This is a genomic window from Flagellimonas pacifica (assembly GCF_900215465.1).
Taxonomy (GTDB): Bacteria; Bacteroidota; Bacteroidia; order Flavobacteriales; family Flavobacteriaceae; genus Flagellimonas; species Flagellimonas pacifica.
Genome location: NZ_OBEH01000002.1, coordinates 162,028 through 176,541 on the forward strand (window position 1 = coordinate 162,028; position 14,514 = coordinate 176,541).

General features: G+C 40.3%; 9 protein-coding genes. All 9 read left to right on the forward strand.

Annotated features, from left to right (window positions below):
* The first annotated feature begins 72 nt into the window (after window positions 1–72).
* The 9 genes from CRO15_RS06475 (at window position 73) to CRO15_RS06515 (ending at window position 14,512) form a co-directional block, all read left to right on the forward strand.
* Window positions 73–1,176 carry a mevalonate kinase family protein gene (locus tag CRO15_RS06475; RefSeq protein ID WP_243396919.1) on the forward strand — a complete coding sequence of 368 codons (1,104 nt, stop codon included), beginning with the start codon at window positions 73–75 and terminating at the stop codon, window positions 1,174–1,176.
* Between the two features lie 7 nt (window positions 1,177–1,183).
* Window positions 1,184–2,071, forward strand: a complete 888-nt coding sequence (locus CRO15_RS06480; protein WP_097045002.1) for a sugar phosphate nucleotidyltransferase — start codon at window positions 1,184–1,186, stop codon at window positions 2,069–2,071.
* A 4-nt stretch (window positions 2,072–2,075) separates the two neighbouring features.
* Entirely contained in the window at window positions 2,076–3,002 is a 927-nt protein-coding gene (locus tag CRO15_RS06485) for an SDR family NAD(P)-dependent oxidoreductase (RefSeq protein WP_097045003.1), read from the forward strand.
* Between the two features lie 2 nt (window positions 3,003–3,004).
* Window positions 3,005–4,822, forward strand: coding sequence for a sodium:solute symporter family protein (locus CRO15_RS06490; protein WP_097045004.1), 1,818 nt, complete (start codon window positions 3,005–3,007; stop codon window positions 4,820–4,822).
* Window positions 4,823–4,837: 15 nt separating this feature from the next.
* Window positions 4,838–6,760, forward strand: coding sequence for a glucosamine-6-phosphate deaminase (gene nagB, locus CRO15_RS06495; RefSeq protein ID WP_097045005.1), 1,923 nt, complete (start codon window positions 4,838–4,840; stop codon window positions 6,758–6,760).
* A 9-nt stretch (window positions 6,761–6,769) separates the two neighbouring features.
* Window positions 6,770–8,149: a phosphoglucosamine mutase gene (glmM, locus tag CRO15_RS06500; protein WP_097045006.1), complete on the forward strand. Its 1,380-nt coding sequence runs from the start codon at window positions 6,770–6,772 to the stop codon at window positions 8,147–8,149.
* A gap of 10 nt (window positions 8,150–8,159) precedes the next feature.
* Window positions 8,160–8,699 (forward strand): LacI family DNA-binding transcriptional regulator, encoded by a 540-nt coding sequence (locus CRO15_RS06505; RefSeq protein ID WP_165769926.1) that lies wholly within the window; start codon window positions 8,160–8,162, stop codon window positions 8,697–8,699.
* A 58-nt stretch (window positions 8,700–8,757) separates the two neighbouring features.
* Window positions 8,758–12,798 (forward strand): hybrid sensor histidine kinase/response regulator transcription factor, encoded by a 4,041-nt coding sequence (locus CRO15_RS06510; protein ID WP_097045008.1) that lies wholly within the window; start codon window positions 8,758–8,760, stop codon window positions 12,796–12,798.
* A 205-nt stretch (window positions 12,799–13,003) separates the two neighbouring features.
* Window positions 13,004–14,512, forward strand: coding sequence for a GEVED domain-containing protein (locus CRO15_RS06515; protein ID WP_097045009.1), 1,509 nt, complete (start codon window positions 13,004–13,006; stop codon window positions 14,510–14,512).
* The last annotated feature ends 2 nt before the right edge of the window (window positions 14,513–14,514 follow it).

The following is a 14,514-nucleotide window of genomic DNA, read 5'->3' on the forward strand; positions in this document are numbered from 1 at the left end:
TGCATCCGAATTTGGAAATTGGCCCCAAAAACTAGGGGTCTATTGGTCGAAACTTAAAGTCAAAAAGAGATTTTGTACACAGAAAAAATATTGGAAAGAATAGTGACCAAAGCTCCAGGAAGAACATGTCTTTTTGGAGACCATCAAGATTATTTGGGCCTACCGGTCATTGCATGTGCCATAAATCGATGTATTGATTTGAAGGCTAAAAAGAATAATGGCATGGAGCTCATAATCAATAAGCCCGATATCGGAGAAAAGAGAACAATAGATTTAAAAAACTCAACTTACACAGTTAAAAAGGGGGATCATTTATTAGCAGCCATAGCAGTCTTAAAAGAGTACGGGTGTATCCCCTCACATGGTTACGACATAGAGATATCTGGAAATGTGGCCATTAATGCAGGGACTTCCAGTTCCAGTGCCGTGGTACTAGCATGGATTCAGTTTTTGGTTGTTGCCTATGGCTGCAATCATCCTTTGACCAAAGAATTCCTTTCCAAAATAGCACACAGAGCTGAAGTGACGTTTCATGGAGCTCCTGGTGGAAAAATGGATCAATACAGTATTGGCATGGGGAATATTATGTACATGCAGACAGATGACAGTAATGCCATGGAACTTTTTAAGGGAAAGATACCCGGTCTTATAGTTGCAGAATCCGGGATACCCAAGGACACAACAGGAGTGTTGGGTGAACTGAAGGAAAGGGCCTTGTTGGCAATTCATTCTATCAAGAGAAACCTTACCGGGTTTGATATACGTAAGGTAAACAAAGCAGAATTGCCGAAGTTCAGAAACTATGTGGATGATAACCTCAAGATTTATCTAGATGCAGCAGTACTTAATCATCATATCACAAAACAGGCATTATTGGAATTTAGAAAAGCTGAATGGAATTTTCAGAGAATAGGTGACCTAATGAACCAACATCATGACGTTTTGAAGAATTACCTGAACATTACGGTCCCACCAATTGACGATATGATCGATGGTGCACTGACCGCCGGAGCTCTCGGGGCGAAGATTGTCGGGTCCGGTCGAGGAGGCAGTATAGTGGTCCTGGCCAGAGAGGGAGAGCAGAATAAAGTCATTGATGCCTTAAAAAACTCTGGGGCAAAGGATGCCTATATGGTTCAGGTAGACCCAGGGGCAAGAATTATTCAATCGAAATAAAAAGAATATGGAAAATCATTCAAATTTAGTAGTTCTCGCTGGTGGGGCCTCATCAAGGATGAAAAAGGCCACCCAAAGTGAGGGCAAACTGAGTCAGGAAGAAATTAAACAGGCCAATGAAAGAAGCAAAGGATTGATTGGAGTGGGGCAAGATGGGCGGCCTATGCTCGATTATGTTCTTTACAATGCAAAAAGGGCGGGGTATAAAAACATATACATTGTCATCGGTGAGCAAGGGAAGCTATTCAAAGATTTTTACGGCAGTAGTGCCAGGGACAATGATTTTCATGGATTGAATATTTCCTTTGCGACACAATATGTGCCCAATGGCCGTGAGAAGCCTTTTGGTACAGCGGATGCCCTCTACCAAGCCGTTGAACAGTATCCAGAACTAAATGGTACGAGCTATTCAGTTTGTAACAGTGACAACCTCTATTCGGTCGAAGCGTTTCGGGCCCTCCGCGAGAATTCATGTGCGAACGCTTTTATAGCCTATGACCGTGATGCCATGCAGTTCCCATCGGAGCGAATCTCAAGATTTGCTGTCACCAAATTGGATAAAGAAGGCTATCTATTGGATATTATAGAAAAGCCAACGGAAGAAGAGATCGAAAGTAATAGGGACGCACTTGGGAAACTCAGGGTGAGCATGAATGCATTTAAGTTCGACGGTGAGAAAATGTACCCTTATCTAAAAGATTGCCCCATACACCCCGAGCGAAACGAAAAAGAATTGCCAACAGCCTTTTTGAACATGCTAAATGATTTTCCCCGGACGGCAAAAGGAATCCCCTTTTCAGAACATGTCCCAGACTTGACGGCCAAGGAGGATATCGTGGAAGTGAAAGAATACCTGAAAAAGAATTTTGCCCAATTGGATTGGGATAAGCTATAATACAATGGACAAATATGTAATTACAGGAGGAGCGGGATTTATTGGAAGCCACATAGCTGAAGCATTGGCGGAACAGGGAAAAAAGGTCATTGCCCTGGATAGTTTAAGGACCGGTTCCAAAAAGAACCTGGAATCGCTCAAAGTAGAGTTTGTACATGGTGATATTTTGGAAAAAGGACTTCTTAATAGATTGACCGATGGGGCCAAGGGAATATTTCATCTGGCCGCTTTGGTCAGCGTACCGGAGTCATTGCAAAAGATAGATGAATGTATCAATATCAATACGAATGGAACATTAAATGTGCTGGAAGCAGCGAAACGCAACAACAACTGTAAAGTGGTATTGTCAAGCTCAGCTGCAGTTTATGGGAACAATCCAAAACTCCCCAAGTCTGAGGATATGTATCCAGAGCCACTTACGCCCTATGCGGTGACCAAATTGGATGGGGAATACTATTTGAAAATGTATCAGGATCAATGGAGCGTACCAACCGCTTCGTTACGCTATTTCAACGTTTTTGGGCCTCGACAAAATCCAAACTCTGCCTATGCCGCGGCAGTTCCCATCTTTATCCAAAAAGCATTGTTGAACGAACCCCTAGTGATATATGGGGACGGGCAACAAACCAGGGATTTTGTTTATGTAAAGGATGTTGCGGCAGCAAATTTATTTGCCATGGAAAATGGTGAAAGTGTATATAATGTAGCCTTAGGTAACAGTACCACAATTCTTGACTTGGCAAAAAAGATAGTCGACTTGACCAACTCAAACTCCAAAATCATTTTTAAACCTGAACGTGCAGGTGATGTAAAACATTCTAGGGCCAACGTTGCGAAGTATCAGGCCTTGGGATTCGAACCTAAGTATAGTATGGAAAATGCGTTGAAGGAAACCATAGAATTTTATGAAGGCTCATTATTAAATCAATAAACATGGTATCGCTGAGTACAGGAGATTTGGTCATAATTATTGGATTTTTTAGCATCACCCTTGGAATAGGCCTATACGTTTCTAAAAGTGCAGGTAAAAGCAGTGCGGAGTATTTTCTATCGGGGAGGTCAATGCCTTGGTGGCTTTTGGGTATTTCGATGGTGGCCACAACCTTTTCAACCGATACACCCAATCTGGTTACGGATATCGTTCGGACCAATGGGGTTTCTGGTAATTGGGTCTGGTGGGCTTTCCTTTTGACCGGTCTTTCAACAGTATTCATCTATGCGAAACTTTGGCGAAAGTCGAACGTCCTTACGGATATGGAATTCTATGAATTGCGATACGGCGGAAAGCCCGCTAAGTTTCTTAGGGGTTTTAGATCTGTTTATTTGGGGCTTTTTTTTAACATTATCACATTGGCCGCGGTGAATTTGGCAGCTATAAAGATTGGAGGAATAATGTTGGGACTTTCCCCAATCCAAACAATTTTGATAGGGGGGATTGTTACAGTTATTTTCTCTGCAGCTGGTGGGTTCAAAGGAGTCGTTTATACTGATTTTCTGCTATTTTTTGTGGCCATGGGAGGTGCTTTTGGTGCTGCCTATTATTTAGTCAATCTTCCAGAGGTTGGCGGTATGAAATCGCTTATGGAAAATAAGAATGTGGTAGACAAACTATCACTTATTCCAGAATTAAATGATACAAATGCAATAATTACACTTTTGGTAATTCCATTGGCCGTACAATGGTGGAGTTCCTGGTATCCTGGGGCAGAACCAGGCGGCGGTGGTTACATAGCACAACGTATGTTGGCCACAAAAAATTCGAACCATGCCATAGCCTCTACCTTTTTCTTTAACATTATGCATTATGCGCTTCGCCCTTGGCCATGGATAATAGTTGCATTGACTTCTTTGGTGGTGTTTCCTGATTTGGCAAGTATTCAAGAAGCGTTTCCCAATGTACCGCAAGACAAATTGGGTCACGACTTGGCCTATTCCGCAATGTTGACCAAACTACCACCAGGTCTTTTAGGTCTTGTGCTGGCTTCTTTGGGGGCAGCTTATATGTCCACTATTTCTACACAGCTGAACTGGGGGTCGTCCTATTTGGTCAACGACTTTTACAAACAATACATACGGCAAGATGCCTCAGAAAAACGAATGGTATTTGTAGGTAGGCTTTCCACCTTAATACTTATGCTACTTAGTGCAATTGTCGCTCTTTCACTGAATAATGCTAAACAGCTTTTTGATATTTTATTGGAGTTTGGTGCCGGAACAGGTTTGGTCTACATACTTAGATGGTTTTGGTGGCGAATAAATTCTTGGAGTGAAATCTCTGTAATGTTCTCGGCTGCCATTATTAGTATTTTGTTCAATCTAACCCCAATTGGGGAAACCTTGTTCGGTAATTCTGAAACTTTGGGGATGCTGCCAAATTGGTCAAAACTTCCCATTATCGTAGCCATCACTACCGTAATCTGGTTGTTTTTTACATTCATCACAAAGCCGGAAAGCAATAAGGTATTGTACGATTTTTACAAAAGGACCCAACCTGGAGGTCCCGGTTGGCGAAAAATAGTCAATCATTATAAAGCAAGGAACATTCACTTTGAGGGTAAAGAAAAATGGAGTGTGCCCATGGGAATCGTTGCCATGTTGGTGGGCTGCATATTTATCTATAGTGCTCTTTTTGCCACTGGATATTGGATATATGGTAAAATAGCTCCAGCTACACTTGCTACAGTCATCACGGTAATTTTCGGAGCACTGCTCTTAAGAATCTGGAAGAAAATAAAAACAACGGTCATATAACAACTAAGAATTGAAATGGAAGCAATAATTCAGCCAAAATCAATTACTCACCAACCTGCAGGGCAGTTTGAGGAGACCCGATTTGAAAAAATTCACAATGTGATATTCAATAATTCAAAGGAAGGGTCATTGGAGGTAGCCAGGGAGATAAGCGAATTAATTAAGAAAAAAGCATTGAAGAACCATCAATGTGTGCTTGGACTGGCTACAGGTTCTTCCCCGATTAAGGTTTATGAAGAACTAGTGCGAATGCACCGAGAAGAAGGTTTGAGTTTTCAAAATGTGGTCACTTTCAACTTGGACGAATATTATCCCATGGAGAGAAGCAATATTCAGAGTTACCACTATTTTATGCACCAACACTTGTTCAATCATGTGGACATCAAGCCAGAAAATATTCATATTCCAGACGGAACGGTCTCGCAAGATGACGTACAGGTTTTTTGTAGGGAGTATGAAAAAATGATTAAAGAAGCTGGGGGGCTGGATTTTCAACTATTGGGAATAGGCCGGACTGGTCATATCGGTTTCAACGAACCGGGATCTCACTACAACTCAGCTACCCGTGAAATTACTTTGGACCACATTACCAGAGTGGATGCCGCACCTGCTTTTAAAGGCTTGGAGAATGTGCCTAGAAAGGCAATTACCATGGGAATAGGTACCATAAAAAAGGCCAAACGGGTTGTCCTGCTGGCCTGGGGACAGAATAAATCAGAAATAGTTAAGGAAACGGTTGAAGGTGAAATCAGTTCCAGAATACCCGCAACTTATCTTCAAGAACATCAAAATGTAACTTTTGTCCTTGACAAGGAAGCTGCCGCCAGTCTAACACGAATTGATACTCCTTGGTTGGTAAAGAACTGTGAGTGGACTGAAAACCTTACGCATAAGGCCGTTGTTTGGCTCAGTTTTCAGAAGAACAAACCTGTTTTGCACTTAACGGACAAAGATTACAATGACTCGGGCATGTCTGATTTGTTAAACTCGGAGCAATCCTCGTACGAGTTGAACATTAAGACCTTTAATCGGTTGCAACATACCATAACAGGATGGCCCGGAGGTAAGCCCAACGCGGACGATTCGAACCGGCCCGAAAGGTCGGAGCCTTCAAAAAAGCGAGTCATCATTTTCAGTCCGCATCCAGACGATGATGTCATTTCCATGGGTGGAACTTTTGATCGCTTGGTGTCACAGGGCCATGAAGTTCATATAGCTTACCAAACCTCGGGCAATATAGCGGTGGCGGATCACGAGGCACTTAAAGTGGCGGAAATAGCTGAAAGCCTTAATAAGGGAGGTTTTTTCTCTAAGGTAGTAAAGGATATTCACGTCAAAACGGACGAGGACTTTGATAGCCAACAAGTACGAAAAGTAAAAGGGAATATAAGGAGAGCTGAGAGCTTAGGGGCCACAAGGTACATGGGCATACCAGACAATCAGGTGCACTTCTTGGATTTACCTTTCTATGAAACCGGTTCCATCAAGAAAAACCCCTTGGGAGAGGCCGATATTGAAATTATGAACAGTATTATTGAAACTATACGTCCCCATCAAATATATGCTGCTGGAGACTTGGCGGATCCCCATGGTACGCACAGGGTCTGCCTTGATGCGTTATTCGCTTCCTTGGAACAGCTAAAAGAAAAGCCTTTTATGAATGATTGCTGGGTATGGTTGTATCGTGGAGCCTGGCATGAATGGGCTAGCCACGAAATAGAGATGGCGGTGCCTATGAGTCCTGCACAAGTTTTGAAAAAGCGCAAAGCCATATTCTTTCATCAGACCCAAAAGGACGGTGTTATGTTCCAAGGCGAGGATTCAAGGGAGTTCTGGGTAAGGGCGGAAGATCGTAATAAGGACACAGCAGAAAAATACAAGGCTCTAGGACTTGCTAGTTACGCCGCGATGGAAGCTTTTGTAAGATATCACTTTTAAGTAATATTTATGTCATTGATAGCTTCAGTTTCAGGAATTAGAGGTACCATTGGAGGCCTTTCAGGAGATGGTCTTACCCCCTCGGACATCACAAGGTTTACTGCGGCCTACGGGCAATGGATAAGATCCTTTTCTCCAAACCCAAAAGTGGTAGTAGGTAGGGATGCCAGAATTTCTGGTGAGATGGTCAATCGGATTGTCACGGGTGTATTGATGGGCATGGGTATAGATGTGATCGATTTGGGATTGGCCACTACTCCAACCGTCGAAATTGCCTTACCCATGGAGCAGGCACAGGGAGGTATTATTTTGACCGCTAGCCATAATCCTGTCCAGTGGAATGCATTGAAGCTTTTGAATAGTAAAGGAGAGTTCATCTCAGCGTCAGAAGGTAATTTGATTTTAGAACTTGCGAGACAATTGGACTTCGATTTTGTCGAGACTTTTGAGCTGGGAAAGTACAGCAATAGTGATTCCTATCTTGATTTACATATAGATGCTATACTACAATTGCCAATGGTCGATATGGATGCTATTATGAATGCTCAATTCTCTATCGGTATTGATGCCGTGAATTCAGTGGGCGCCATCGCAGTACCAAGATTATTGGATAAGCTTGGAGTAAGGCGAAGTGAGCAGATACACGATACAGTAAATGGAAATTTTGAGAGGGTGGCCGAACCTTTGAATGAGCATTTGGGAAGTCTTGGGGATTTGGTCAAGGAAAAAAAACTAGACCTTGGTATTGCCGTTGACCCAGATGTTGATAGATTGGCTCTGGTTTCTGATGAAGGTACCCCAATCGGCGAAGAAAATACCTTGGTTTTGGCTGCCGATTATGTTCTCACCAAAAAAAAGGGCGCATTGGTTGCCAATATGTCCTCAACAATGGCTTTGAAAGATATTGCCAAAAAACATGGGGTAATGTTCAAGGATTCCCCAGTAGGGGAAGTCCATGTGGTTGAGGTCATGAAAAAAAACCAAGCTGTTATTGGGGGTGAGGGCAATGGAGGGATAATTTACCCTGAATTGCATTATGGTAGGGATGCATTGGTGGGGATTGCTTTGTTATTGTCCCATTTGGCTACATCAAAAAAGAAACTTTCCAAAATGGTTTCAGAACTACCTAACTATTTGATGAGAAAAGAAAAAATTCAGTTGTCCCAGGAAGTCAATCTTGAAGAATTGTTTTCTTGTCTAAAAAATAAGAATACAGGAACTTCAATTGATGAGAAAGATGGATTGAAGATTTATTATCCCGAAGGATGGGTTCATTTAAGAAAGTCAAATACTGAGCCCATCATACGATTATATGCCGAACATAAAACAAAAGATGGGCTACGGGCAATACGCAATGAAATATTTGAATTGATCAAACCCTATAAATAATTTCATAGCCGTGGTTAACTTAAAGCAAATCGCAGAGTTATCAGGATATTCAACCTCAACAGTGTCTAAAGCTCTCAATGACAATGCCGATATTAGTAAGAAAACAAAGATTAAGATCAAAAGGTTGGCAAAATTTTATAATTACATTCCAAATCAACAAGCCATTGCGCTTAGAGGTCAAAAATTTGATACAATTGCAGTTATGTTTCCGCGACATAAGTTGCCTAAGTATTCTGGGTTAATTGAAGGAATTGAGAATAGTTTGACAAAATCTAGTTATAGGCTGGTAGTGAGACAATATGATTTTTTCAAATTGCCGAACTCGAAGTTGTTTCGGTCAATAGTTGGGTATTCTGATGGAATGATTATTTTAGGATTAGAAGGCAATCATGAAATGGCAGGAAAACAGAGGGTTTTGTTAGGCCATACTCATATTCCTTGGGTGATTTTTGAAGATGACCAAAAGGGTTATTTAAAAATAGAAGATGCAAGAAAAAGAGGAGCTAAACTATTATTAGAGTTGATTGGATTGATAAAAAACAGCACATAGCAATGTACACTTTCAATTAAGCACAGATAGCCATAATCAGGGGCGGTTAGAGGTTTTTATGAAAACTATAGTCACTTACATACTTTTTCTCTTTATCAGTTTTTGTTCCATTCCGATAGCGGGACAGCAAAAAATGGAGTTTACTGGTTTAAGTACGGAACTGGGACTATCGAATGGAAGAGTTACAGCAATCGCCCAAGATAGTATTGGTTTTATTTGGATTGGAACTAAAAATGGTTTGAACCGTTACGATGGTAAAAGCTTCAAGGTTTATTCCAAAAGCAACAGTAATCTCTCAGAAAATTATATTTCCGATATTTTGATTGATGATATTGGGCGTATGTGGATTGCCACAAATGGAGGTGGGGTGAACCTATATAATTTGGCAAGTGACACATTCATATCTTACGAGAAATCGGGATCTGCTGAACAAAAATTGAACTCCGATGTGGTCAATAAAATGTTCAAGGATAGTTCAGGTGGAATTTGGGCAGCAACGGATAAGGGGCTTAGCTACTTTGACGAAAAAGGCAAGACTTTTGTAACATATCTAAACGAGTCGGTTGAAAGTTACAGGACGCCTAGGGCAAATGATATACTATGTATATATCAGGATAAAAAGGGAGTTTTTTGGATAGGTACAAATGGAGCTGGACTCTTTTGTTTCAATAAGGAACAAAAGTCCTTTAATAAATATTTGATTACAGAAAAAGGTAGTAACTCGTTACCAGATTATATTCTGGACATAATTAGTATTAACTCCGATAGTATTTTACTCGGAACCAATGGAGATGGCCTTGTTGGAATCGATCAAATGAAAAATTCTCTTTTTGAAGTATTTGATTCATCCAAAACGGTTCCGGCGATTGTTAGAAAGTTTTGGAGAGATAAGGAATCCAATATCTGGTTGGGTACTGATGGAAATGGATTATATAAGCTTTCACCAGATTGTAAAATTTTGCAACATTATTTGAAGGATGATAGATTGTCAAATTCTATTAAAGGAAACACGGTTACCTCACTTTTTGAAGACAAGCAAGGTAATTTTTGGATAGGCACCGCATGGAGAGGACTAAGTGTATGGAACAAGGGGACAGAAAATTTGAATATTTTTTATAGTGATGGAAAAGGATATGATTCCAATCCTGTCTTATCAATATTTAAAAAGGACGCTTTTCTTTGGTTGGGTCTGGATGGTCAGGGTTTGAATAAATTAAATGAGGATGATCTTGAAGTTGTCAAATTTAGCCAAGGACAATTTGCTGGTATGAGAAACTATTTTGTTCAATGTTTTGAACCTGCTGGTGGAACTCAATATTGGATTGGAACGTTCACTAATGGTTTGAACCTTTTTGATGAGGGTAAAGGTATTGTAAAGAAGTTTAAAAGAGAAAAAAACAATCAGAATTCACTGCCGTTTGATGATGTTAGGGATATTGTAGTATTGCCTTCTGGGGATTTATGGATAGCTACCTGGGGGGGTGGCTTAAGTTACTTTGATTCTGGAAGTGAAGAATTCTTTAACTACAGACAAGGTAACAGCGATAGAAATTACATTAGTAGTGACAACGTTGTTTCGCTTCTTGATGATGGGGCTTATTTATGGATCGCCACACAAGGCGGTGGACTCAATAAGTTCTATAAGGATAATGGCGTATTCGAAAATTTTCAGACTATTAAAGGCGATAGTACCTCAATAGGTAATAATTATGTTTACTCGATTATTAAAGATGAAAAAAATATACTTTGGCTAGGCACAAACCAAGGGATTTCAAAGTTCAACAAGGAAGATACCACTTTTAAAAATTTTGATATTGGGTATGGGCTTAATTCTAATACTGTTGTAAGTATTCTTCAGGATCAGTCTAAAATACTTTGGTTAGGAACCAAAAAGGGCATATTTAGGTTTGATCCCAATACGAACTCTGTTCAACTCGTTCCAAATACCAACATGGAATTCCATATAAATTCTGCCTTCATAGATGAAAGTGGGACAGCATATTTTGGAGGTATTATGGGTATCATAGCAATAAATACAAAAATTCCTTTAGTAAGCCATGAATACTCGAAATTGGTGTTCACTGATTTTAAATTATTCAATAAAAGTCAGATACCAGCTAGTGAAGGTGTTCTTGACCAGAACATGGTAATAAACAAAAACATCAATCTGAAATACAATCAAAATGTAATAACCTTTGGTTTGGCTTCTCTTCAGTTTCCAAAATCGACAGATAACAAATTAGAAGTATTGATGGAAGGTTTTGAGAAAGAATGGAGATTGATAGGCGAACAGACTACGGTGACATATACTAATCTTTCACCTGGCAAGTATGTTTTTAAGGCAAGGCCATCAAGTTCAAATTTGGAAAACGGCACAAATGATGTTAGATCAGTACAGATAGAGATTGAACCTCCACCTTGGAAAACTTCATGGGCTTATTTTTTATATGCCCTGACATTTATTGCACTATTATGGAGTATGAGATTTTATACACTAAAATGGGCCGAGATAAAAAACAACCTTCGCGCCGAGAAATTAAAACGTGAAAAAGAGGATGAGATCCATCGTTTGAAACAGCGCTTTTTTACCAACATATCGCATGAAATCCGAACACCGTTGACCCTAATCATGGGTACTTTAAATAGTCTTAAGGGAAACTTCAATGCCAATGAACAAAATAGGATTAATGCCGTAAGGCACAGCGCGAGCCGATTGATGACCTTGGTCAATGAGTTACTGAACATACGAAAGTTGGAAACTGGAAATATCAAGTTGCATATCAGCCAAAACAATCTGGTCACTTTTATGCATGAGATATTCCTTGCCTTTTCCCAACAAGCGATTTCAAAAGATATCGAATATGTATTCACTCCCGAGGATAAAACAGTTTTAGTATGGTTCGATAAAGTCCAACTGGAAAAAACAGTTTATAATTTGCTGACCAATGCATTTAAGTTTACCCCACAAAATGGTAGGATAGAAGTTCTGGTAGGAAGCAAAAATAATTTTGCCAAAATCATGGTTAAGGATTCGGGAACTGGAATAGCCGAAGATAAACTCCCCCATATTTTCAATCGTTTTTATCAGAATGAAGAAGCTTCGGATGGTGAAATTGGTTTTGGTATTGGTCTGTCCATCGTAAAGGATATCATTGAGTTGCACCATGGTACGATAAAGGCCAATAGTACATTGGGCCATGGCAGTACTTTCAAGATTCGATTGCCTATGGGGAAAGAGTTTTTTGATGCTTCACAATTGAATTTTGAAGCCGAGGATGTTGAACAGATAGGTACTCGCTCTTTTGTGGAGGGGCAGGCAAAACATGCCTCAATTGCCAACAAGGAAACTGAAATACTTATCGTTGAGGACAATACTTACCTGAGGGATTTTTTAAGTGACCTGCTTTCTACAGAATATAAGGTAGTTACAGCAGAAAATGGAAAAAAGGGACTTGATTTGGCCATGGAACACCTTCCCAATCTCATATTATCAGATATCATGATGCCCGAAATGGATGGTGTAACGTTGTGTTACACTCTAAAAACAAACGTACTTACAAGCCATATCCCAGTCATATTGCTCACGGCCAGAGATATGGTTGAAAGTATCATGGAGGGATATGAGACAGGTGCGGATGACTACCTGATCAAACCTTTTCATGAAGGCGTGTTAAGGGCCAGAATCAAAAACCTATTGGAGGTTAGGAAGAAATTGCGCGACCGCTATTCAAAAGAGCTATTGTTGAATCCAAAGGAAATTGCTTTAAATTCTCCCGATCAGCAATTTTTGGAAAAACTCCAAAAGGTATTGGAGGATAAAATGAGCAATCCAGAATTTCATATAGATGAACTGGCTCTTGATATGGCGATGAGCCATTCAGGAATCTACAAGAAAATTAAGGCGTTGACAGGGATGACCTTGGTAGCTTTTATCAAGGACTTTAGGTTAAAACGCGCTGCTCAAATTCTTAAACAGCACAATTTTGCGATTGCTGATGTCAGTTTTATGGTAGGTTACTCGGATCGCAAGCACTTTAGTCAAGAATTCAAGAAAAAATTTGGAAAAAACCCTTCTGAATTTTCCAAGGACTATTCATAATAAGACCCGCTGGTTATTTATGAGCGGTCTATGTAGGACTTTTCATTTAAACCCTGCTTAAAAGCTGAATATCAGCTATAATACGAAAATACCCCCCTAGATTTCCTATTTATTTCAACGTTTCTAATATATGGTAGAAATACCTTGCTTCAAATTAACGAGCTAGACCTAACAGTCTTAACTAACTTGAAAAATTCTTGAAATTATGAAAGGAAAAATCAAAAAATTATTCTTGGTCCTTCCCATATTGGTCGGACTTATTCTTTCCTGTGAGGAAGATGAACTTTCGGTTCCCATTGAAGGAATTCAGATAAACGGATCTGATATTCAACTGGGTATTGGTGAAGTGCATACACTAACTGTATCTAAATCACCCGAGAATGCAACAGATGATGGAGTAACATGGTCCTCCAGTGATGAGAATGTTGCCCAAATCCAATTTAATGAAAGTGGTTTGGTAGCCGGAGTAATGGGTATGGGATTGGGAGAGGCCATCTTAACGGCTAAGCCAGATAATGGAGCTGAACAAACAGTTGCAATCAACGTAATAACCAAGGTCGAATCTATTGAGTTTGTGGAAGAGATGATGGCGGATCCAGCCCAAACACAATATAATGTTGTGTTTACACCTGCGGATGCAAGTATTCAAGATTTAGAATGGTCTTCTAGTGATTCTGGTGTAGCCAGTGTTGTCGATGGATTGATTACAGCTATTGCTCCAGGGGTTACAACTATTACCGCTACCACTGTTGAAGGTGGTAAAACGGCTTCTGTTGAAATAAATGTTAGCGGAAACCCTGCTATTCTTGGATTCCAATATTGTTCGGTTTCGGGCACGGGGAGTTATAATCCAGATACGGTACAAACAAGTGGGGGAGGCCAAAACCTTAATAATACCGATACCCAACCCTCAGGAAATTATAATTACTATGAAGGTGAAAAAGTCCAAGTTGCTCCGGGAGGATCTTTTGATCTTTCCGTAGTACAATCCAATAATTGGTCAATGACCGTAGTATGGGTCGATTGGAATGGAGATAAGGATTTTGTGGATGATGGGGAGCAAGTTGCCGTATTTGGACTTCAGGCCCAATTAAATGACGGCCCTTTTAATGCTACAATTAATGTTCCCGCCGATGCTTCACCAGGATTGGTAAGAATGAGGGTGCTTACCGGAGATGCATGGACCACCGAACCTTCGGCTGCACCTTGTGGGGAGGTAGCGAATAGTACCACTAAAGATTTTGATGTTGAAATTGTTGGTGTGCTGTATTGCCAAGCATCCGGAACAGGTGCTTACAATGCAGACTCTTTGACCACAACAGGTGGGGACACAAATATCAATTATTCAGGAGGTCAGCCATCTGGAAATTATGAGTTTTTCACTGACGAACATTTAAGTTTAAATGCTGGTGCCAGTTTTACATTGGAAGTGGTCCAGTCCAACAATTGGTCCCGAACAATGGTTTGGGTCGATTGGAACGGTGATGGTGATTTTGAGGACGATGGAGAACAAGTTCTGGTTTTTGGTTTGGGAAGTCAACTAAATGACGGACCATTCAATTCGACCATAGATGTTCCTGCAGATGCAGTTCAAGGAACCATTAGAATGCGAGTTGTAACAGGAGACGCATGGTCGTATGATCCGATACCAGATAATGTTTGCGGTGAACTTGCGAACAGTACAACCAAAGATTTTAACGTAGAAATTTTATAACC

Bases quoted from the DNA above. Each gene is read 5' to 3' on its own strand.
- CRO15_RS06480 (WP_097045002.1), top strand. From the start codon at position 1,184: ATGGAAAATCATTCAAATTTAGTAGTTCTCGCTGGTGGGGCCTCATCA.
- CRO15_RS06485 (WP_097045003.1), top strand. From the start codon at position 2,076: ATGGACAAATATGTAATTACAGGAGGAGCGGGATTTATTGGAAGCCAC.
- CRO15_RS06490 (WP_097045004.1), top strand. From the start codon at position 3,005: ATGGTATCGCTGAGTACAGGAGATTTGGTCATAATTATTGGATTTTTT.
- nagB (WP_097045005.1), top strand. From the start codon at position 4,838: ATGGAAGCAATAATTCAGCCAAAATCAATTACTCACCAACCTGCAGGG.
- glmM (WP_097045006.1), top strand. From the start codon at position 6,770: ATGTCATTGATAGCTTCAGTTTCAGGAATTAGAGGTACCATTGGAGGC.
- CRO15_RS06510 (WP_097045008.1), top strand. From the start codon at position 8,758: ATGAAAACTATAGTCACTTACATACTTTTTCTCTTTATCAGTTTTTGT.
- CRO15_RS06515 (WP_097045009.1), top strand. From the start codon at position 13,004: ATGAAAGGAAAAATCAAAAAATTATTCTTGGTCCTTCCCATATTGGTC.